At 51.3% G+C, this 22,785-nt stretch carries 15 protein-coding genes, 2 tRNA genes and 1 pseudogene; 14 read left to right on the top strand and 4 right to left on the bottom strand.

The genetic code is table 11. The features are described from left to right. Positions 1–67 precede the first annotated feature (67 nt). Positions 68–388: a hypothetical protein gene (locus tag ALO_RS09615; RefSeq protein WP_004573303.1), complete on the bottom strand. Its 321-nt coding sequence runs from the start codon at positions 386–388 to the stop codon at positions 68–70. 154 nt (positions 389–542) lie between these two features. On the opposite strand from ALO_RS09615, the gene ALO_RS09610 reads away from it, so the two are divergent. Beyond that, positions 543–1,676, top strand: coding sequence for a M20/M25/M40 family metallo-hydrolase (locus ALO_RS09610; protein ID WP_004573302.1), 1,134 nt, complete (start codon positions 543–545; stop codon positions 1,674–1,676). 31 nt (positions 1,677–1,707) lie between these two features. On the opposite strand, the gene ALO_RS09605 is transcribed toward ALO_RS09610, so the two are convergent. Together ALO_RS09605 and ppx are read right to left on the bottom strand one after the other, a co-directional pair. Then, positions 1,708–2,766 (bottom strand): tetraprenyl-beta-curcumene synthase family protein, encoded by a 1,059-nt coding sequence (locus ALO_RS09605; protein WP_004573301.1) that lies wholly within the window; start codon positions 2,764–2,766, stop codon positions 1,708–1,710. A 135-nt stretch (positions 2,767–2,901) separates the two neighbouring features. Next, the gene (ppx, locus tag ALO_RS09600; RefSeq protein ID WP_004573300.1) at positions 2,902–4,410 is read right to left on the bottom strand and encodes an exopolyphosphatase; all 1,509 of its coding nucleotides are present in this window, start codon (positions 4,408–4,410) and stop codon (positions 2,902–2,904) included. A gap of 303 nt (positions 4,411–4,713) precedes the next feature. On the opposite strand from ppx, the gene ALO_RS09595 reads away from it, so the two are divergent. The 7 genes from ALO_RS09595 to ALO_RS09565 all read left to right on the top strand — a co-directional run bounded on the left by ALO_RS09595 (position 4,714) and on the right by ALO_RS09565 (position 11,491). Continuing rightward, positions 4,714–6,276: a Ppx/GppA phosphatase family protein gene (locus ALO_RS09595; RefSeq protein ID WP_004573299.1), complete on the top strand. Its 1,563-nt coding sequence runs from the start codon at positions 4,714–4,716 to the stop codon at positions 6,274–6,276. Between the two features lie 5 nt (positions 6,277–6,281). Next, complete coding sequence (locus ALO_RS09590) at positions 6,282–8,417, top strand: RNA degradosome polyphosphate kinase (RefSeq protein WP_004573298.1); 2,136 nt, start codon at positions 6,282–6,284, stop codon at positions 8,415–8,417. A 533-nt stretch (positions 8,418–8,950) separates the two neighbouring features. Next, on the top strand, positions 8,951–9,364 hold the full coding sequence (locus ALO_RS09585) for a hypothetical protein (RefSeq protein WP_004573297.1): 414 nt from the start codon (positions 8,951–8,953) through the stop codon (positions 9,362–9,364). Positions 9,365–9,388: 24 nt separating this feature from the next. Then, complete coding sequence (larAH10, locus tag ALO_RS09580) at positions 9,389–10,678, top strand: NPN-dependent 2-hydroxyacid racemase, LarAH10 family (protein ID WP_004573296.1); 1,290 nt, start codon at positions 9,389–9,391, stop codon at positions 10,676–10,678. Positions 10,679–10,751: 73 nt separating this feature from the next. Continuing rightward, a complete protein-coding gene (locus tag ALO_RS09575; protein WP_004573295.1) occupies positions 10,752–11,066 on the top strand; it encodes a hypothetical protein in 315 nt (104 codons plus the stop codon). Between the two features lie 239 nt (positions 11,067–11,305). Next, a tRNA-Arg gene (locus tag ALO_RS09570) sits at positions 11,306–11,382 on the top strand. A 32-nt stretch (positions 11,383–11,414) separates the two neighbouring features. Further along, a tRNA-Arg gene (locus ALO_RS09565) sits at positions 11,415–11,491 on the top strand. Between the two features lie 240 nt (positions 11,492–11,731). Here the strand turns inward: ALO_RS09565 and ALO_RS09560 are convergent. Next, on the bottom strand, positions 11,732–12,547 hold the full coding sequence (locus ALO_RS09560) for a helix-turn-helix domain-containing protein (protein WP_004573294.1): 816 nt from the start codon (positions 12,545–12,547) through the stop codon (positions 11,732–11,734). 397 nt (positions 12,548–12,944) lie between these two features. On the opposite strand from ALO_RS09560, the gene ALO_RS09555 reads away from it, so the two are divergent. The 6 genes and pseudogenes from ALO_RS09555 (at position 12,945) to ALO_RS09530 (ending at position 22,769) form a co-directional block, all read left to right on the top strand. Next, the gene (locus tag ALO_RS09555; RefSeq protein WP_004573293.1) at positions 12,945–15,140 is read left to right on the top strand and encodes a TonB-dependent receptor; all 2,196 of its coding nucleotides are present in this window, start codon (positions 12,945–12,947) and stop codon (positions 15,138–15,140) included. A gap of 43 nt (positions 15,141–15,183) precedes the next feature. Next, a complete protein-coding gene (locus tag ALO_RS09550) occupies positions 15,184–16,809 on the top strand; it encodes a (2,3-dihydroxybenzoyl)adenylate synthase (RefSeq protein ID WP_040293103.1) in 1,626 nt (541 codons plus the stop codon). A gap of 54 nt (positions 16,810–16,863) precedes the next feature. Then, a pseudogene (locus tag ALO_RS09545) lies at positions 16,864–17,085 on the top strand (phosphopantetheine-binding protein); the annotation flags it as partial. 43 nt (positions 17,086–17,128) lie between these two features. Continuing rightward, positions 17,129–21,136 (top strand): non-ribosomal peptide synthetase, encoded by a 4,008-nt coding sequence (locus ALO_RS09540; protein ID WP_004573290.1) that lies wholly within the window; start codon positions 17,129–17,131, stop codon positions 21,134–21,136. Beyond that, positions 21,133–21,345, top strand: a complete 213-nt coding sequence (locus tag ALO_RS09535) for an MbtH family protein (RefSeq protein ID WP_004573289.1) — start codon at positions 21,133–21,135, stop codon at positions 21,343–21,345. The genes ALO_RS09540 and ALO_RS09535 overlap by 4 nt, the downstream gene beginning before the upstream one ends. Further along, complete coding sequence (locus tag ALO_RS09530; RefSeq protein WP_004573288.1) at positions 21,342–22,769, top strand: MDR family MFS transporter; 1,428 nt, start codon at positions 21,342–21,344, stop codon at positions 22,767–22,769. The genes ALO_RS09535 and ALO_RS09530 overlap by 4 nt, the downstream gene beginning before the upstream one ends. Positions 22,770–22,785: the final 16 nt, after the last annotated feature.

Raw genomic sequence — 22,785 nt, 5'->3', positions numbered from 1 at the left:
GCAGACAGTACGTTTGAGAGGGTACGGCAAGCGCGCCCGCAGGAGTAACGACGCAGATGGGCCTTTTTCAACGGCTCCCCCGGTGGAGGCACAGTTGATACTCCAGGGCCGCCACCGCCGCTTCCGGGCTCATGCCGGTTATGTTGAGACTAATAGCGGAGACTAACCCTTCCGGTGATGCGCCCGAGCCGCCTAATTGAATATCCCAGAGGTCTCTGCCGTTATGATAGCCGGAATTTCTATCCGGGTGGTAGCTGGTATAGAGGCAGGCCGCCGGCGATGCGCCAGGTTTTTGGGCTTCGTACATATCAATGACCTTATAGCCCTTTTGCTGCAGCAGGGTGACAGTGCGGGCCAAATCGGACTGAACGGCGATGATCCTGGACATAGGCGCTTCTCCTTGCAGTGTTTGTTTAGGATAGTATTCTTCCGTAGGATACAGTCCATGCGAAAAATTTTAATGATTCCTGCAGGAATAAACGAGATAAAATCCAATAATAACTAGAGTGAAGCGATGGAACGACAAGATCGGAGGAAATAAAGTGATTAATCAACAACGTTTATTGGCCGAATTTTTCGAAATGGTGAAAATCAAATGTTCCACCAGAGCAGAGCGGGAAGTGGCGGATCTGATTAAAAAACGTCTCCAAAGCTACGGTGGCAATGTGACGGTTACAGAAGACAACACCGGAGAAAAAATCGGCGGCAACTGCGGCAACATCATTGCCTACGTCAAAGGCAGTGTGGCTTCGGCGCCGGTGGTAATGTTCAGCGCCCATATGGATTGCGTCGAACCCTGCGGCGGCGTGGAACCGGTCTTAAAAGACGGCATCATCACCTCCGCCGGCAATACCGTTCTCGGCGGCGACGACAAGGCCGGCGTGGTTGCCATTATGGAAGCCCTGCGGGTGGCTCATGAGCAAAAGATACCCCATGGCGATATCCAAATCGTCTTTACTGTAGCTGAAGAAGGCGGTCTGAACGGTTCGAAAAATATGGACCCTAAAGCCTTGAAGGCGGATTTCGGCTATGCCCTGGACTCCAGCGGCATTCCCGGCAAAATCATCGTCAAGGCGCCGGGTCAGAACAAGATCGAAGTAGTGGTAACGGGTAAAACCGCTCATGCCGGCTTAGCGCCGGAAGAAGGCCTCAATGCCATTGTGTTGGCCGGCAAAGCCCTGGCCGCCATCAAAGAGGGCCGCATCGACGAGGAAACCACCGCTAACATAGGTATTATTAAAGGCGGCGGCGCGACCAATATCGTTCCCGACCGGGTGGAAATCATCTGTGAAGCCCGCAGCCGCAACATGGCCAAACTGGAGGCCCAGACCAAGAGCATGGTGGAAACCTTTGAACAGGTGGTTGCTGCCAATGGCGGTAAAACCGAAATCAGCGTGAAAAAAGCCTATGGTCCCTATGTATTGTCAGAAAACGATCCGGTGGTGAAACTGGCTGCCCAGGCTGGCTCGGCAGTTGGCTTGCCGATAACTATGGAAGGAACCGGCGGCGGCAGCGACGCCAACTTCTTCAATTCTTACGGCGTCCCCACCGCCGTCCTGGCAGTAGGCATGAGCAAAGTCCATACCACCGATGAATATATCAAAGAAGCCGACCTCTACAGCACCGCCGAATGGGTACTGGAGCTTATTAAACAAGCTGCCGCACTAAAAAAATAACTCGCCCTCGGTTCCTTTTTCAACTCTTGCCCTAAAGCAGATGGTGACGTCTTAGCAACCCGCACATCTGATACATAAACTTTGTGTAGCCTCCGGCATGGGCCAGGAGGCTTTTTTTTATCGCCTGTTCCGTTCCTGAATCGGCTTTAGGATCTGACAGGTACATAGCCGCCAGGCCCCGCACCACAGTCAGGGTGTAGGCGGGATGCGGCAGCTTAGACGCCTGCTGGCAGGCTTGGTTCATAAAATAGGTCAGGCGGACACACGTCTCCCCTTCCCCCTGATAATAAGACACAAAGTTCAGATCGTCATGGGCTGCATCCTCAGATTGATCAATAAAATAGTCCAATAAAATGTGAAAGCCGGTAATCCAGGGGAAATAGGCCGAGGCGATCCGGTTCACTGCTTGCCGGGAAAGAGAAGGATCGGCGGCTGCCGCGGTCAGGACGAACAGGCCCAGAGTGGACCCGGAAGCGGCAGCCCATTCCCAGCGGGTAATATAAGGATATTCGCCAATATGCCGGTCAGTCCATCGAATCATGGCCTTTTCCCGTATAAGCGGCGAAAGATGCTTATAGGTCTGCAGTTCACAATATAAACCGGCCCAATAGAGAATCCGGTCTTTCACCAGATGATAGCAGGGCAGGGTGCTGATAAAGCGGCGGCAATGCTCCACCAGGGCTGTCAGATAAGCCCCATCGTCTTTTGCCGGATAAAAGCGGTAATAGTCATGGAGAGCTGTACCGGGATCCAACGCATCAGTCATGGCCAAATGAAGCTGGCGGAACGCCGCCTCGTCGCCCCCCGGCAGGCGGTCGCACAGGTTATCCAAATAGTCACTGATCGTCTGCAAGGCCACGATAAAGGAAATAAACTGCCGGGGATTCACGCCGGGATACAGACTGTAAACACTGCCCCCCAGACAGTGAAACCGCTTATCTCGGATGCTGGCCAGAGCCTGATCGGATAAAGGAGAGGAGGCGTATTTGCAGGCATAGGTCTCCCATTTGGCCAAATCCTCTTTTACCCACGGGAAGGCGCGGCCAACCAGCGGAAACATCATTTTTAGCATGGCTTGGACTTCTTGCATCTTCATAACCTCCACCGGTACATATCTTCCTATATTTTACACATATTGCGGCATAATTAATATAGGAAACCATAAAAAGTGCATAAAAAAGCACCCTTCAGGGCGCTGCCCGACATGTCAGCCGGTTGGTTTACGCTATTCCAGGACCATATCCATTCCCATTTCTTTGCGGAACCAGCGAATATGCCGTTCAGCGGATTGACGCTCGATAGGGGCAGGGTTGCTGCCCAAAAGATGCAAGGTCGCTTTTTGTTCGGACAGATAGACCGCGATATCCGGGATCAGCTGCATCTGGGTAGTATCCAGGCTTTCCGCCAGTGCCAAAAAAAGCGCCATTTTTCGGACGGCCTGCCAATCGGCTTCATCAAAAAATTCACCGTAAATCCGGTTGCGGACAAATTTTGTCAGGCCATTGTGCCAGCCGGCCACTACAGCTGCCATCATTTGTTCCCGGTGGGTCAGACCGAATACCCGGGCATTCTCCACCAAATAGGCGCTATGACGGGGATGATCGTAGTAGCTGATCGTGATGCCGATATCATGCAGCTGGGTGGCAACCCGGAGCAGACTGCGCATACGGCTGTCCAGACCGTGAATTGCCTGCAGGCTGTCAAACAGGCAGGTGGCCAGATGGGTAACGTGGCGGGCATGATCGATATGACCTTTATAGAAATACAGCATATTTTCCGTGCTGTGACTCAAGATATCTTCGATGATTTCCGCCTCGCCCTGGCGGGGCAGATAGTTTTGGAAAAACAGCCCTTCCCGTACACCGCAGCCGCTGATGATCAAATGGGTCCCCTGACTGATGTCAAACAGGCATTTGACAATGGTGGAGCCGGCGACGATGATATCGGCGCGCTCGGCGCTCAGGCCGGGGAGTTTTCGCCGCTGATTTAACGTGGTTGCCAGCAGGGTTTTCCATAGATCTTCGAACGACAGACGTCCCAAGCGATAGTTGTGGAGCTTGTTGAAGGGGTAATTTTTGCGTTTTTGATCCATTTTCGCAATATTGCGGGCTGTACCGCCCACACCAACCAGCGGCAGGTTTAGTTTTCTGATCCAGGGAATCTGATCCAGATGCTGCAGCACAAACTGACGCAGCTGAATGAGCTGAGCTTCCGTGACCCGGTCCTCAGTCTTAAACCGTTCGGTCAGAAAGACGGCGCCGAAAGGCAGGCTGATCACCTGCACCGGTTTGCGGTCACGGACTAAAGTCAGTTCAGTGCTGCCGCCGCCTAAGTCAAATAACAGCCCGTCTTTAATGTCGATGGTATTGATGACGCCAATATAACCAAGCAGGGCTTCCGTTTCGCCGCTGATTACTTCAAACTGGATGCCTGTCTCTTCCTGAACCCTGGTTAAAAAATCGCGGCCATTCTCGGCAGTGCGTACGGCGGCTGTGGCCACGGCCAGGATCTGATCCGCGGCAAATAGCCGGCACATGTGGGCGAATATTTTCAGGGTGGCGATGGCCCGCTCCATGGCCGGCGGCTGAAGCCAGCCTTCCTTGCTCATGCCTTCGCTCAGACGGACAGGTTCTTTTTGATGGTATACTAAGTTATAGGCGCCATTATGATAGATGTGCATAACAATCAGGCGGGCGGAGTTGGAGCCTAAATCGATAATGGCTAGGCGAGTCATATCATCACTCCTCACGTACCATAAAATATTCCGCTGTTTTTGGCAAAATCCTTTCTCAATCGTCAGGAATCTGAGAAATTTATCCCGGATTGCCGCTGGGACTCTTGTACCTGGCGTTCGGAAAGGTACGGTCCAAATTCCTATTTCATATTTTAACCCTCATCCGCCGGAATCAGCCGCGCTTTTTTGTGAATAAGGATCTTGCAATGTTTACAATATGTTAACAAATGTATCGCCCTACGAGAGGGATTTTCAATAAAGTCCGTCGAAATAATAAAAATGAGCAGGAGGTGCTTCCGGCGTATGCGCAGACCAACCAGGGACAAAAACTATTTTGCGGCGATTCATGTGGGGTCAGAGCAGGTGACGATTCAACTGGTGGAATATCAGTCGCTGCAGGATCTGAAGCTGATTGATCGCGCCACTTATACCGTTGCTCTCGGCGAGGAAACCTTTAAAACCGGCACCATCAGTTTTGCCGCTGTCCGTGAGATTTGCGAGTTGCTGAAAGGATACCGCCGGATGATGAACGAATACGGCGTGAAGGATTACCGGTTATTGGCGACCACTGCCCTGCGTGAAGCCACCAATCAGCAGTATATTATTGATCAGATCCGGATTAAAACCGGTTTTGACGTAGAGGTCGTGGATATGCCCCAGGAAATCTTTTATAAATACATTGCCTTATTTCGGGCCATGGACCGGAACGGCCTGACTCAGACCCGGGAGGCGCTCCTGTTTGTGGACATCTCTTCCGGCGGGTTAGGCATTACTTTATATAAAGACCATAAATTGAAGTACCAGCAAAACATCCATGTCGGCATCTTGCGCATCAAGGAACGGTTCGCCAAGTATCAGCGGGAATCCGTCTATTTTCATGAGGCCTTGTCCCAATATATCTATAGTATCATCGAACCGGTGGAGCAGGCCTTGAAGCATCAAAAAATCAGGTACCTGATCCTGGCCGGCACGGAAACCCGGCTGCTTTTGAAGATGCTGGGACGGGAACAATCAGAAGAGTTAGCCTACATTAACCCGACGGACTTTAAAGAACTGTATGAGCGGGTCAAATCCCTTAACTTGCCGCAGCTGATACAGGCGTTTTCTCTCACGGAGCAGAAAGCGGAAATGGTGCTGCCGACGATTGTGTTATACGGACAAATCCTTTCCCTGGCCAATATCGAGGAGATTGTGGTTCCTGATGATCACTTCAGCGACGGACTGATTGCTTTGCATGTGGCCGAAAAAACTGCCGATCCGTTTCTGGATGTGGTGGAAGGGCAGATTGAAAGCCTGGCGATATCTCTTGGCGAAAAGTATCAGTATGACCAGCGCCATTCTCATAGGGTAGAGAAGATAGCCCTTTTATTGTTTGATATGCTGGGGAAAGTCCACGGACTGGGACGACAGGAGAGACTCATGCTGCAAGTAGCGGCCATCCTGCATGATATCGGCAAATTCGTCAGCCTGAGACAGCATTATTTTTACTCTTACCGGCTGATCATCTCTTCTGATATTTTAGGATTTTCCGAAGAAGATAAAGCGATTATTGCCAATGTGGCTCATTATCACTCTAAAGGAACGCCGTCCTCCGTAGATGCTCACTTTGCCGTTCTAAGTCCGGAACGAAAAGTGATAACCGCCAAACTGTCGGCGATCATCCGCCTTGCCGATGCCATTGACCGCAGTCATCGTCAGAAAGTCGACCTGGAAACCCTGGAATTGATCTGCAAGGGAGACGAACTCCTGATTACGGCAGACTCCGGGGAGGATATGTCACTGGAAGAATGGACGTTTATTGACAAATCCTATTTTTTTGAAGATGTTTTTGGTGTGAAAGCCACGCTGCAGAGACGGAGGCGATGATATAAATGTTTTCAGCACAGGAATATTTTCTCAACCGGGAGATCAGTTGGCTGAAGTTCAACGAACGGGTCCTGGAAGAGTCTATGGATAAAGACAAGCCGCTGCTGGAGCGGCTCAAATTTATTGCTATCACCAGTTCCAATCTGGATGAATTTTTTATGATCCGGGTGGCCGGACTGAAGCAACAGCTGGAGAGCGGCGTCAATAAGACTGATTTGGCCGGCCTGTCTGTCCGGGAGCAATTACAGGAAATTTATGCCGCGACCAATGAACTGGTCCAAAACCAGTATCATTCCCTGAAAAAGATCATGCAGGAATTGTCGGAACAGGGGATTGAATTCACCATCGTATCGAAGCTCAACCCTAAAGAAAAAGAATGGGTTAAAAACTATTTTCACTATACCATTTATCCGGTGATTACGCCGCTGGCGGTTGACGCCAGCCACCCGTTTCCTTTTCTGGCCAATCGCACCCTCAATCTGGCGGTGCTTTTGACCGATAAGAAGGGTGATACCAGTACGGCTGTTGTCCAGGTGCCGGCAGTGCTGCCCCGGTTGGTGGAGGTCTCCCTGCCGGGAAAGGCGGGGGGCAAGAAAAAAATTGTGTTTTTAGGTGAGATTATTCAAACATACTGTGAACACCTGTTTTTGGGGTATGCCGTGAAAGATGCGGTGCTGTTCCGGATTACCCGCAACGCCGACTTGTTCATTGACGAAGAGGAATCCGAGGATCTGTTGGCGGAAGTGGAGAAATCCCTGCGGCAGAGACGGCACGGTCAGCCGGTGAGACTGGAAATCGGCAAGGCAAAAGACCGTATGCTGCGGGATTTTGTCATTGATTCCGTCAGAGTAGGTGGCCAAGAGATCTTTGAGATACCCGGGCCGATTGATGCCACCTGTTTTATGAAATTTGCCGATCTACCCGGATTTGAACATCTGCGGTATCAGTCTCTGACGCCTCAATTGCCGGCGGACCTAAACGGCATCGAAGATGTTATGGCGGGAGGCCACTTGTTTGAGGTCATCCGGGAACAGGATATCCTGGTACATCTTCCCTATGAAAGCTTTGAACCGGTGGTGGAATTTATCACTAAAGCCTCAGTGGATCCGGACGTGCTGGCCATCAAGCAAACCCTGTACCGTGTCGGCGGCAATTCACCCATTGTGAGCGCCCTGGCCCAGGCGGCGGAAAATGGCAAGCAGGTCACAGTGCTGGTGGAATTGAAAGCCCGCTTTGATGAGGAAAATAATATCCTTTGGGCCCGTCGCCTGGAAGAAGCCGGCTGTCATGTAATCTATGGCCTGGTGGGGCTCAAAACTCACGCCAAGATCACTCTGGTTGTCCGGCGGGAGAGCGGCGGCATCAAGCGTTACGTCCATTTAAGCACCGGCAACTACAATGATTCAACAGCCCGGCTGTATACCGACATTGGCCTGTTTACCGCCAATGACCAGTTCGGCGTGGATGCCTCAGCTTTTTTTAATATGCTGTCCGGTTACTCTGATCCGCCCGTCTGGAACAAATTTGTGGTGGCGCCCCTTGGCCTGCGCCAGGGCATCCTGGAACTTATCCAGCGGGAGATTGAATGGGCTCAAGCCGGTCAGCCGGCCTATATCATCGGCAAGATGAATTCACTCTTAGATAAAGAGATCATCATGAAACTGTACGAGGCTTCCAGCAAAGGGGTAAAGATCGATCTGATCGTTCGCGGCATCTGCGTGCTGCGGCCCGGGCTGGCAGGGATCAGCGAAACCATTTCGGTGCGCAGTATTGTCGGACGGTTTTTGGAGCACAGCCGGGTTTTTTATTTCGCCAACGGCGGCGATGCAAAGGTGTTTTTGTCCAGCGCTGACTGGATGCCCCGCAACCTGGACTTCCGGGTGGAATTATTTTTCCCGGTGGATGATCCGCGGCATATTGCCCGGATTAAGAGTATCCTGGACCTGATGCTGGCGGATAACCAGAAAGCCCGTATCATGCGCAGCGATGGCGTCTACCGCAGGCCTGACAAAAGAAGCAAGGGCGCCGGCACTGCCATCAACTGTCAGGCGCAATTGTACCGCCAGGCCCTGGAAACCGGCAAAGCCGGCCGCCTGCCGCTGGATAAGCAGCTGAAACCCATGTACCGTAAAAAGGAGTAACCCAAAGCCGTTGTGGCGGCATTCATTATTTCCCGGAAATATGTAGCGGTGACCTGAGCCGGAACAGCAGGAATGCTGCTCTGGCTTTTATTTCTCCCGGTTTCACAAGCTGTTCAAAAACTCCACATGGTTTTTCCACATTTTTCTTTTATCATACTTACAGGCAGCCGTTTTGATTCATGGCTCCGGTCTTAGCGGCGCGTGATCCAAAAAACAGGAATAATCGTGACTTGATTAGAGAGAATAGTACAATTGAGAGTGGTTTAGTCATAATTGTCGTAAAAGTAGTGTGCGTCTTTGGGTTCTGGGGAGTCACGTCTATCATTTGAGTTCGTTGCTAGTATCTAGAAATTTTTTCTAGCCATCCCAGTATACTGAGTATATAATAAAGCCAATAGCCATCATGTAAGGGCGGCAACTATACGGAAGACTGAATGATACCGCAGGCAAAAAAGCCGGAAGCCGGTTAGGCAAGGTTATGCGGCTCTGATCAGGATTTTCGGGTTGTCCATCAAGAAAGTGAGGTGTGCAGTATGCAGATCAAGGCGCTTGGCATAGCGGTCCTTCTAGGGAGTGCCATCTGTCTTTTCACGGTTCCGGGCTGGGCTGCCGGTGCCCAGGACCCAACCGAGGAAGAAGGCGGCCGGCGTACCGGACCGGCGTATGATGACAGCCGTTCACAGCCTTTAACCATCCGGCTGTCAGCCGATAAACTGTACGTGGGAGAATCAATTCTCATGACGGTAGGCGGTGGGGTTGAACCCTACAGAATTATAAGCTATGAGCAAAAGATCCGGGTTGTCCCCCAGAGCAAAAATACCTATCAGGTGATCGGCCTGACCGCCGGAGCCAGTATGGTTATGATCGGCGACAACAAGGAAAATAGCATTTCCCAGGAGATCACCGTGCACGAAAAATCGTATTATCACTCTCCCGAAAAAGCATAGCTCTGATACAGGAGGACATCGTTAGTGATACAGCAACCATTACGCTATGGAAAAACTACCTTGCAGGCATCTTTTCCCGAAAAACGAGTCCTGCAAATCATTCAAGGGAAAAAGACCGATCCTGTTGCCGACATCCGGAGCGGCGTTCAGACCGCTTTGCGGCAGCCGACCGGCAGGCCGCCTCTTAAGGAATTGCTCAAAACAGGGGACAAAGTGTCCGTCATTGTCAGTGACATTACCCGCGCCTGGATTCACTACGAAAAATTTCTTCCCTGCCTGCTGGACGAATTGAATGAGTACGGGATCTCTGACCGGGATATCACCTTGGTTGTGGCGCTGGGAGCTCATCGCCGGCACACACCGGCAGAACATCTTCACACCTATGGGAAAGAAGCGGTCGAACGGGTCCGGATTGTGGAGAGTTATGCCCGTGAGGAAGCGGATTTCGTCTATATGGGAACAACCTCCCGGGGCACCCGGGCTTATCTTAACCGGCAGGTAGTCGAGGCCGACAAGGTCATCCTGACAGGAGGAATAGCCTACCACTCCATGGCCGGCTTTGGCGGCGGACGCAAGGGAATTGTGCCGGGGGTGTCCCGCTATTCCACTATCCAGGAAAATCATCGCTTTTGTTTGCATCCTGAGGTGGGACAAGGCATCAGCCCCACAGCGGAAAGCGGCCGCCTGGCCGGCAATCCCATGCATGAAGATCTGATGGAGATTGCGGCTTTTTTGGATCCGGCTTTTTTACTTAATGTGATTACGACAGCGGACGGGGAGTTCGCCCGCTTTATCGGCGGGCACTGGGATAAGGCCTGGCAGGAAGGATGCCGGGTGATTGCTGAACTATACGGAGTGCCGCTGCGGGAAAAAGCCGATCTGGTGATTGTCTCCGCCGGAGGCTATCCCAAAGACGCTAATCTGTATCAGGGGACCAAGGCAGTGGATAATGCCCTGATGGCAGTGAAGGACGACGGGGTTATTATTCTGCTGTTAGAGTGCGTTGATATCGGCGAACCGCCTGATTTCAGCGGCTGGTTCGGGCATGCTGATCTGCAGGAGAGGGAAAGGCATCTTAGAGAGGATTTTACCGTACCTGGCTTTGTAGCCTTAAAGTGCGGCTATGATTTAAGACGGGTTCCCCAAATCCTGGTGACGCTGCCGGAAAATCGGGATTTTGCGATTAAAGCCGGTTTTCTACCGGCCGCTGCTCTGGAAGAAGCTCTGGCAATGGCGGAAAATATCCTGAAGAAGCCGGATTATACCGTTATCCTCATGCCGGACGGCGGCAATACGGTTCCGGTGCTCGCATAATGTTCTTTACAGTTTGTGGTTTCGATTGTATGATAAGAGCGTGTTTCATGGCAAAAGAATGAGGAGGGAACTCATGCAGAATACAAAAAATACATTTCAGGTAGCCATACACCACAACCTGGATTACGGTTATATCGAATACGACCTTCCGAGCAAGACTGCCAAAGTCGTACTGCATAATCCGGCTAAAGGTGAGGCAGTGGAGACCTTTTTGAAGACAAAACTGCGGCTGCAGGTACCGGGTAAAAGCGTTCAAAACTTCGTACCGCGGGAATTGTGCCCCTTGGATACTCTGGAAGATCTCACACTGGCTCTGACCCGGCTGTGGGAGCATACCGGCGTTTTTGTGGATTGGAGTCGCCCTTTGAGTTACCAAATGGGACAGTAACCGACATTATCCACAGAATTATCCCCAAAACGCATAAAATTGTGGATAAACTAAAGAAGGAAGCGTGCTTTTAACAAAAATTAAGCACTGTGATTCCGGAAACCTGTGGATAAAATAAGTCACATTTTCAACAGGCAGCATGAATTCCAGATAATGGGCGGTGCTCCCCGACGTCGAAGCGGTTGCTTGACTTTTGTCTGGCAAATATGTTACAATGCTCTTTGTCGATTATTTCATGACTGCCCGTAGCTCAGCTGGATAGAGCGTTTGACTACGAATCAAAAGGCCGGAGGTTCGAATCCTCCCGGGCAGGCCACTTTACAGCTCGGCCGAAAGACTTGTTTTCATGCGCCCGTAGCTCAGGTGGATAGAGCAGCGGTTTCCTAAACCGCGTGCCGGTGGTTCGAGTCCTCCCGGGCGCACCAGTGATACCAAGGATCTGTAGCAATACAGATCCTCTTTTAGTCAGATGGAAAGTACAACATTTCTGTTTGAGGTAAGTGCAACCGGCGGTTAGCGTTTTTTCTAATATGCAAAGTATAATAATAACAAAGAGGCAGGCTATTTGGCCTGCCCTTTTTATTATGAAAAACCCCTGCGTTAGATGCAGGGGTTAAAAGATCACGGGAAGGTATTCACTTCGATGCTTTTCAATGAATTGCTTATCAACTTTTCATTTCTCTGAATAACTTAGGAGACACACCAGTCTGCTTCTTGAATAATTTGCTGAAGTAAAAGGGATCTGAGTAGCCGACGCAAGAAGAAATTTCCGCGACAGAGCAGGCTGTGGTGCAGAGCAGATCTTTCGCCCGCCGCATCCGGTATTTAATGAGAAACTCATTTGGGCTCAGCCCCTTGTGTTTATGAAAAAAATAGGCAAACTGCTTACTGTTAAGATCATATTGCTTGGCTATTTCCGGCACGGTAAGGGGCTCCATATAGTGATTCTTCATATATTCGGCGGCTTTTTCCGCCAGCTCGCGGCTGTCGTTGTGCAAGCGGCAGCTGGCGCAAGTGAAAATCTCATCCAAAATGATAAAAAACAGGGATTTGGCTCTCAGGCAGGATAGGCTACCTTCTGTTGAGTAGATATGATACAGCCGGTACAATGTGTCGTTTATGCGGGAATTATGTCCCGGGCTGAGTTCATAATGTGACAATGCATAAGGAGCCAGCCCCTGGGTATTGCCATACACTTGGTAATGTACGACCATAAAATCCCACTTCGATTGTCCCAGAACCTCCTTATCCAATGGCGTATTCGGCCCTCCGTGAAATATTTTACCGGGCTCCATGTCATAAGGCACGCCATCGAAAAACATCCTTGATCGGCCACGCAGCGGAAAAATCATACCTGGAAATGGGGAGGTAACCGTACCGAAACGTTTTGTCCCGGGTTCGATAATTGCTCGCCTTATGTCGACTACACTAAAATTTATTTTAGAAAAATAATCGGATAGGTCATGGATATCCACTTCCATTTTCTGTACCCTCCCAAGTAACAATCATTTTAAAGGCTGTATCGAGTTGGTAAAGACTTGATACGTCAGGACTCACTTCAGGAAAGTGAGTCCTTTTTTATAAAAACAAATGATAATAATAATCATAATCATTTTATCAATGCTGGCAATCATTTTCAATTTTATTTATAGTTACATTTCGGTTAATTTGAAAAAAATCAAGGATTATTTGGAAAAATCTCTATTCGTTCATGCTATGCAGTTTGTTATACTATAAAACAGTCAGTGGTGATAATGATAATCATTAACAAAAAATAAATTCAAAAACTTCTATCGGAATATTTCCCCGGAATGCTGCTTCCTTGCTGGAAACTAGGCCATCCGTGGATTTAATACTATTATACGAGGAGTTGACAGCATGAAGAAAGAATTGTCTCCGGCCAAAAAACGTCTGCTTTATGCCCTGATCGGCAGCAGCTTGTTCTGGTACACGCCGGCAATTGCCTACGCCGAGGATACGGCGGAAGCAGAAACAGAAGCAGCTGGTACTGCCGATCAATCTGAATCCAGCATGGAAGAGGTTGAAGTAACTGCCAACCGGGAAACGGTCTACTCCGGCGGCCAGGTAGCCCGAAGCGCCACCCTCGGCGTACTGGGGAATAAGGATTTTATGGACACGCCCTTCAACATCACCAGTTATACCGGGCAGACTATCGAAGACCAGCAGGCCCATACCCTGTTTGACGTGCTTAGCAACGATCCCTCTGTTCGCGTCGCCACCCCCAGCGGACAGGTCAGCGAAAACTACAGAATCCGCGGGCTGGAGGTAAATTATCAGCATCTCTATTTTAACGGCATGTCGGGTTTGGCGCCGCACTATCGTGTTCCCGTCGAATTTTTGGATCGGGTGGAAGTGCTCAAAGGGCCCAGTTCCTTTCTCTACGGCGGCGTGAGCACCTCGGTGGGCGGCGCCATCAATCTGGTGCCCAAACGGGCCGGCGAGGAGGATATAACTAACTTTACCACCAGTTATGCCTCCTCGTCCCAATTTGGCGGTCATATCGATATAGGGCGCCGTTTCGGCGAAAACAAGGAGTGGGGCATCCGTTTTAACGGCGCCTACTCCGACGGCGACACCACAACCGACGACCAGTCCAGGAAAAGGATGCTGGGAGCCCTGGGCGTGGATTACCGCAAGGACAAATGGCGCCTGTCCCTGGACGCTTATGGCACCGAAGATCGTTACGACGGCGGCCTTATTTCCATGTATGACTTAAGCGCTTACGTGAAGGCTCCGGACGGCTCGACCAACATGTTCAAAGGGGTGTCGGGCACCACGCGAAATAATGGGATTCTGTTTAAAGGCGAATATGATATCCAGGACAATTTAACCGCCTATGCCGGTATTGGCAAGCTGTCCGCCAAGGCCAACGGCTTCATAAACGGCAATCACGTGCAAGACCTTCAGGCAGATGGCTCGGCTACTCTCAAAGGTATCTTTAAGCAATGGTTCTGGACCGACACCACTGCCTCCGAAATAGGACTGCGCGGCGCTTACCAGACTGGCGCAATAAAGCATCAGGTTGTTTTGGGGGCGAATTTCCAGGATACGGATTTTTCCAATGCTTATAATAGTACCGCCCTGAATATGCCAACGAATATCTACAACCCGGCTCCGGTTGCCGATCTTTACAACAGCCTGTCTGTGGGAAAAGGCAACAAGACCGCCGTTACTGAGCTTTCCAGTTTCCTCCTGGCTGACACGCTTTCCTTTAACGAGGAAAAGGTCCAGTTAACGTTGGGAATGCGGCATCAAAATGTGGAACAGACAAGCTACAGCTACAACAACACCGATACCACCGGCGGGGTGAAATCAACAAGCTACTACGACTCCGACGCCAACACGCCGATGGTCGGCCTTGTCGTCAAACCGTGGGGAGAATCAGTGTCTCTCTACGCCAATTATATTGAAGCGCTTTCCGTTGGAACTGTGGTGGGAACAGGTTACGACAACGCGGGCCAAGTACTGGCTCCGTATAAAAGCAAACAGCATGAAATCGGCGTCAAGTGGGACGGGGGAGATTTCGCCAATACGCTGGCCTTCTTCCAAATCGAAATACCCAGTTATATGACTGCTGACAATGTCTATTCCTATGACGGCGAACAGAAAAACCGCGGCATTGAGTGGAATACCTTCGGCGACATAGCGAAGAACCTCCGCCTGTTGGGCGGCATTGCCTATACCGATGGCGAACTGGTCCGCTCCAATACTGCCGCCAATAACGGCAACACGCCGCTGGGCGTACCCGAATGGACGATGAATGCCGGCGTCGAGTGGGACACCCCCTGGAATCAGGATTTATCACTTTCGCTGCGGGCCGTATACAGCAGTTCCCAATACGCCGACAATGCCAACACTTTCGAAATACCGAGCTGGGTGCGTTATGACATCGGCGCACGGTACAAGACCGTGATTCATAAAATTCCGGTCACCTACCGGCTCAGCGTTGAAAACCTGTTTGACAAACACTACTGGTCAGGTTACACCGACAAGGGTCTTGCCACGTTAGGCAGCCCCCGCACCGTTAAGTTGTCGGCAACGATGCAATTCTAAACAGGGGTATTATTATTATGACAAAAAAGGTGGTGTATCAATGATGTTGACAGGTTGCCCTTCTTGCCCGGAAAAGTTTGCGGACTGGTACAGAAAAATGGATTGCTGGCGCGGCGAAACCTTCGGCGGAATGCTGCGTGAACGTGCCCAGAGGCAAGGCGAACGCATTGCCGTTACAAGCGGGGAAAAAAATATCAGTTATGCCGAACTGGACAATAGGGCTGATCAATTAGCCGCTGGCTTTCAGAAGCTGGGGATAAAGCAGGGAGACCGAGTGGTGGTCCAGCTTCCTAACATTATCGAGTTCTTTGATGTTTGCTTCGCCTTATTCAGGCTGGGCGCATTGCCTGTCTTTGCTCTTCCCTCGCACCGCAGCAGTGAAATTCGCTATTTTTGCGAGTTTACTGAAGCCGTTGCCTATATTATCCCGGATACTTATATGGAGTTTGACTATCGCTCGCTTGCAAGGGAGGTTAAAAATGCAGCGCCGGCCTTACAGCATGTAATTGTGGCAGGCGACGCCGGAGAATTTATTGCCTTGACGGAGCTGTATGCAGATGCAATTGTCCACCTGCCGGCGGTGAGTCCCTCTGACGTCGTTTTTCTTCTATTGTCCGGCGGGAGCACCGGCTTATCCAAGTTAATTCCCCGAACCCATGACGACTATATCTACTGCGTGCGCGTCAACGCTGAGATTTGCCGGCTGAACCGGGATAGCGTGTACCTTACGGTTCTGCCTGTGGCGCATAATTATCCGCTTAGTTCGCCCGGCGTATTTGGCACGCTATACGCAGGAGGCAGGGTTATTCTTGCCGCTGCACCCAGTCCGGAGGAAGCCTTTCCCCTTATCGAGCAGGAACGGGTCACTATTACTTCGCTTGTGCCGCCGCTTGCCCTGATATGGCTTGAAGCTGCATCCTCCTGCCGTCACGACTTGTCCAGCCTTAAGGTGCTGCAAGTGGGCGGGGCCAAATTCAGTGAGGAGGCCGCGCGCCGGGTCAAACCGGCATTTGGCTGCACTTTACAGCAAAGTTTTGGCATGGCGGAAGGTCTGGTGAATTGTACAAGACTGGATGATCCGGAAGCTGTGATTGTGAGTACTCAGGGAAAACCCGCGTCGCCATATGATGAAATCCGGGTGGTGGATGAGAACGATGTAGACGTGCAGCCGGGAGTTGTCGGACAATTATTGGCCAGGGGACCTTGTACCATTCGCGGCTATTATAAAGCGGAAGAGTATAATAAAAAGGCGTTTACTCCGGACGGCTTTTTCCGGACCGGAGATTTGGTAAGCGTGAACGAGTCGGGCTATTTCGTAGTGGAAGGCCGCGCGAAGGATCAAATCAACCGCGGCGGGGAGAAGATCGCGGCGGAAGAGGTTGAAAATCATCTGCTTGCTCACCCGGCCGTACTCGACGCAGCCATTGTTTCCATGCCCGACGCATTTCTGGGGGAGCGGTCGTGCGCGTTTGTGATACCCCGTAACCCGGTTCCGAGAGCTGGCGATCTCAAAAAGTTCTTAAAGGAACGGGGCCTTGCTACTTTTAAAATTCCTGACCGGATTGAGTTTATCGACGACTTTCCCTATACCCCGCTGGGCAAGGTCAGTAAAAAAGAATTGCGGAAGATGATTGCCGAGAAAGTTAATGAAAAAAAGGTAAAGGAGTGATCTGCGGTGGCTATTCAGCATTCCAACAACGAAGCGGCAGCCGGCTCTCAGAGCCTGACATTGCAGCTTGTACGCCAACAGGTTGCAGAACTTCTTGACGAAGAGCCGTCCGATATCGATGACAATGAAGACTTAACTGACAAAGGCCTGGATTCCGTCAGAATGATGAGCCTTGTTGAGAAATGGCGCGGCATAGGAGTTGATGTTACTTTCATGAAGCTGGTTAAAAGGCCGACCATTGCTCATTGGTGGAATTTGCTATCTTCTTCCAAATAGAAAACTCTGCCCAAGACTGCGACCATGAGGGAGGTAAGGGAGAATGTCTCATTGTCAAGAGGCCCGCTGGACTTTGTCCGGCGCACAATCTGGCATTTGGTTTGCGCAACAGCTTGAACCGGAAAATCCGATTTACAATGCCGGCGAATACATAGAAATTAAGGGAAGGCTCGACCGGATTAATTTTGAGCTGGCGCTGCGCCAGGCTCTAAAGGAAGCGGAGGCCTTACATGTTCGGTTTGGCGTAAATGAACAGGGCCCATGGCAAGTGATCCGGCCTGTCTCCGCCTTTCCTCTGCATTTTATGGATGTCAGTGCAGAAAAAAATCCGCAGCAAGCAGCTGAAAAATGGATGAATGACGACCTTTCGCGACCGGTCGATCTCCTCCATGAACCCCTTTTTCGTCAAGCTTTGTTTAAAGTGGAGCCTGACCGTTATTTTTGGTATCAGCGGATTCATCACATTGTGATGGATGGCTTCGGTTCTTCGCTTATCTCACAACGGGTAGCCGATATTTACACTGCATTGATCCAGAACCGCAGTTACGAGGAGGATTCTTTCGCCCCGCTGCATTTAGTTCTGGAAGAGGACCTGGCCTATCGCGCCTCCACGAATTTTGCCCGCGACCGGCAGTTTTGGCTGCAACAGTTTGCCGATCAACCGGACATTGTTACTTTAGTTGATAGAAAGCCCGGGCGTTCTAAACAGGTGCTTCGCCGGTCGGCGGGCCTGCCGCCTGCTGCCGGCCGCTCCCTGCGGGCTGCTGCCCGCAAGTTTGGCGGCGGTTTATCAGAACTGCTTATTGCGGCAACAGCGATATACATACATCGGATGACGGGAACGCAAGACGTAGTCCTCAGCCTGCCGATGATGGGGCGCTTAGGGTCAGTCTCGCTGAATATTCCCTGCATGATTGTGAATTTGCTGCCGCTTCGTTTACAGGTACAGCCCAATATGAATTTTACAGAACTGTTGGGGCAGGTCGCGGCAGGAGTCGGTAACGTACAGCGGCATCAAAGATACCGGCATGAAGAATTACGCCGTGACCTTAAGCTGCTTGGCGAAAATCAGCGAATGGCCGGTCCGCAAATTAATATTATGCCGTTTGAGCATGGATTAGACTTCGCCGGAAATGAAGGGGTCATACATAAGTTGGCGATCGGCCCGGTTGATGACTTGGCCATTAACGTGTATGACAAGTCTGACGGGAACGGACTAAAAATTGACTTCGCCGCCAACTCTGAAATTTACAGCGACAGCGATGTGCGTCTTCACCAGAAGCGGTTTCTCCGGCTGCTTGAAAAACTTACCGTTGCCGAACAGGGCCAGGCCATTGCCAGGAGTGAACTGCTCCTGCCCGAGGAACGCGAGCGGCTGATGGTTCATTGGAACGCAACAGCGCGAACCTTATCGCCTGCCTGCCTGCCGGCGCTGTTTGAGCAGCAAGTTGTCCGGACGCCTGAGAATATTGCCGTAGTGTTTGAGAATACCGCTCTGACCTACCAAGAGTTAAACCTGCGGGCGAATAAACTGGCGCATTTGCTGGTCGCCAGGGGGGCGGGCCCGGAACAATTTGTCGCTCTGGCCCTGCCCAGGTCCCTGGAAATGATCGTAGGCCTGCTGGCCGTACTCAAGGCGGGCGCAGCGTATTTACCGGTAGATCCGGAATACCCCAATGACCGGATTCGGTTTATACTCGACGATGCCCGGCCGGCCTGTGTGCTTACAAACTCCGGGGCGGCGTCCAAGCTGTCTGGAATTAAGGGAGCGCAGATTGTTCTTGATGCAATCGGCACAATAGAGGAATTAAACCAATATCCGGATACGAACCCGGTGGATGCTGACCGTGTTCAGCCTTTATCGCCGTCCAGCCCGGCGTATGTCATTTATACTTCCGGTTCAACCGGTACGCCCAAAGGGGTAGTGATTCCGCATCAAAATGTGGTCAGGCTGTTTAGCGCGACTGAGCCTTGGTTCCACTTCAATTCAGAGGATGTATGGACACTGTTCCACTCTTACGCCTTTGACTTTTCCGTGTGGGAGATTTGGGGGCCGCTATTATATGGAGGCCGTCTCGTTGTTGTGCCTTATTCCGTCAGCCGGTCGCCGGCAGAGTTTTTGCAGCTGCTTGGGCGGGAAAAGGTAACCGTTCTTAACCAGACTCCGTCAGCCTTCTATCAATTCATGCAGGCAGACCGGGAAAATCCGGCGCTGAGCCGGGAGCTTTCCTTACGCTTCGTAATTTTCGGCGGTGAAGCGCTTGAACTTAGCCGGCTGGAAGAATGGTACAGCCGCCATCCGGAAAATGCGCCAACCCTTGTCAACATGTACGGAATTACGGAAACCACCGTGCATGTCAGTTATCTTAAGCTTAACAGAAGCATTGCTGCCAGAAGAGCCAACAGTCTTGTCGGCTGCGGCATACCGGATCTTAATGTGTACGTATTGGATGCCGGCCTGCAGCCTGTTCCCCCGGGAGTAGTCGGGGAACTTTACGTTGCAGGGGCAGGGCTGGCGCGTGGTTATTTAGGCCGCCCCGGCCTGACGGCCAGCCGTTTTGTGGCTGATCCGTTTGGCCCCGCAGGCACTCGGATGTACCGCACCGGTGATTTGGCCCGCTGGCATGAGGATGGTTCCCTGGATTATATGGGGCGGGCGGATCATCAGATTAAGATCCGCGGTTTTCGTATTGAACTGGGTGAAATTGAGTCTGTGCTGGCTATGCATTCCCATGTTGCGCAAGTTGCGGTAATCGTCCGTGAAGACCAGCCCGGCGATAAGCGTCTGGCAGCTTATGTCGTACCTTCCGCTCGAACCGGTTTTGATTCAGATGATTTGCGGCGACACGCCGCCAAGCTTCTGCCTAATTATATGATCCCATCCGCCTTTGTCGAAATTGCGGCTTTGCCGTTGACGCCAAACGGCAAGCTTGACGGGAAAGCGCTGCCGGCGCCTGATTCTGCGGCAGCCGCTGTCGGGCGCGGACCCAGAACGCCGCAGGAAGAGGTGCTGCGTGATTTGTTTATGGAAGTTCTTGCTTTGCCGCGAGTAGGGGTTGATGATAGTTTCTTTGACCTGGGCGGCCATTCTTTGCTTGCTGTGCAGTTGATGCGTAAAATTCATGATTTGCTCGGGGTTCAAATGAGTATTGGCAATCTGTTTGAAGCGCCTACAGTGGCTGGACTGGCCGAACGGCTTGAGATGGGCAGCGGCCAAAGCGCTTTAGATGTGCTGCTGCCGCTCAGGGCAAAGGGTGAAAGCTCACCGCTGTTTTGCATCCATCCGGCAGGAGGGCTCAGTTGGTGCTACGCAGGATTGATGGCAAGCTTGGGGCCCGGTTATCCTGTCTATGGTATACAGGCGCGCGGTATTTCCCGGCGTGAAAAACTGCCGCAGACACTGAATGAAATGGCTGCGGATTATATCAGGCAAATCCGTACCATTCAGCCAACCGGACCGTATCATCTGCTAGGCTGGTCCCTCGGAGGAAACGTTGTTCAGGCAATGGCAGCGCAGTTGCAAAACCAAGGCGAAGCTATAAATCTGGCGGTTCTGTTTGATGCTTATCCAAGCACTGTCTTGCCTTATAAAGCCCCTGACGAGGAAAAGGCGCTTATTGCCCTGCTTGTTTTGGGAGGATATGATCCCGCCAGCTTGGGAGATAAACCGCTGAATCAGGCCAGCGTCCTTGAAATACTCCGTCGCGACGGCAGTGCGCTGGCCAGCCTGGACGAGGAGACCGTTCTGAACCTTAAAACGGTGTTTGCAAATTCAGTCCGCATCTTGAGTGAACACCGGCCAGAACCATTTACCGGGAACATCTTGTTTTTCCGGTCGGCGTCCATGCCTGAGTGGTTCGAACCCATTTGTCCGGAGACATGGAAGCCTTATATCCGGGGGCGAATTGAACAATATAATATTGACTGCCATCATAAGGATATGTGCCAGCCCCAACCGCTTGCCGAGATCGGGTCTATCCTTGTCCAAAAATTGCAGGAAGTAACAAGGACACATGGTGTTTCATCAAAAGAGGGCGGTGATCAGGTATGAATAATCCGTTTGAAAGCGAAAAGGGCGTCTACTCTGTGCTGATGAATGGTGAAGGACAGCATTCCATCTGGCCTGCCTTTCTGGATGCGCCCTCCGGCTGGACCGTCATATATGGGGAGGAAAGCCATCAACTATGCTTAGATTACATCAACTCCCGCTGGACCGATATGCGGCCCAATAGTTTAAAGCCGCAGGTAAAAGAACAATGAGGCTGCGGCTTGACCCGAAAGCAGCGGTTACTATTGTCTATATAACAGCCATGTTTATGACTATAATGGACGGAACTATTGTCAATGTAGCTCTGCCTGCCATCAGTCATGAATTTCACATTCCTCCTCCGGCCGCCAGTGGCGTCAATGTGGGATACTTAGTCAGTATTGCCGTATTCCTTCCCATGGCAGGATGGATTGGGGACCGGTTTGGGACCAAGCGGACCTTTTTAATTGCATTGGGCGTATTTACCTGTGCGTCAGCCTTATGCGGATTCGCCGATCATCTTCAGATGCTGAATCTATTTCGGGTGTTGCAAGGAGCTGGCGGCGGATTGCTGACCCCTGTGGGAATGGCAATGCTGTTTAGAGCCTTCTCGCCGGAAGAACGGCTGCAAGTCTCCCGGTCCCTTATCTTGCCCATTGCCATTGCGCCTGTTGTTGGTCCGGTCATTGGCGGCTTTCTGGTAGAACAGTTATCCTGGCGGTGGGTGTTTTATATCAATGTCCCTGTTGGCATTCTGGCATTGTTGTTTGGTTTGATGTTTCTCCATGAACATAAGGAAACATCAGCGGGCCGCCTGGACCTGCCGGGGTTCTTGCTGTCAGTTCCGGGCTTTTCACTGCTGATGTACGCGCTTATGCAAGGTCCGGCGCAGGGGTGGCGCTCGCCGGTTATTTTGGGTACAGGTTTTTGTGGCTTGATCCTTGTTTGTCTTCTGGTCTTAGTGGAGCTGCGGGTAAAGGCACCGATGCTCGATTTGCGTTTATTATCGGGCCGGCAATATCGGACGATAAGCGTCATCTCATTGCTTAACGCTGCCGGTTTAACCGGGCTTCTCTTTATCTTTCCGTTAATGTATCAGAATGTACTGAAGGCTTCGGCTTTAGAAAGCGGACTTACCACTTTTCCTGAAGCATTAGGAATGATGCTTGCATCCCGGGTCATGCCCTGGTCGTACGAGCGGTTAGGCGCGCGTCCAGTGATTTCGGCCGGATTACTAGGCGCCATACTAACCGTTGCACTGCTCAGCATGACTGGGCCGGCGACAACTCCCTGGACCTTGAGAACTTTATTTTTTGGCATCGGCTTTTTTCTAGGCCATGTGGGGGTCACCGTACAGTTCCTGGCTTTTCATGATATCACTTCCGCTTCTATGGGGAGGGCAACAACCTTGTTCAATGTTCAAAATCGAATCGGCGCCGCCTTGGGTGTAGTGTCACTGGCCGGCTTTCTGGCAGCATTCAGTACCCATTCTGCCGCTGGGACCGGATTGGAACAACAACCGCATTTAGAAGCTTACCGTTTTGCACTGCTCGGTTCCGCCGCTTTTTTATCGGCGGCTCTGATTTTTGCGCTGCGTATCCGGCCGGCAGATACTGCATCAACAGCGCCAAAGCAAGAGCGCAGTGCACCCTTGTAAAGCTATGGATTGCAAG

It is taken from the genome of Acetonema longum DSM 6540, from assembly GCF_000219125.1.
GTDB classification, from domain to species: Bacteria; Bacillota; Negativicutes; order Sporomusales; family Acetonemataceae; genus Acetonema; species Acetonema longum.
This window is presented reverse-complemented; position numbering and strand designations above follow the sequence as displayed.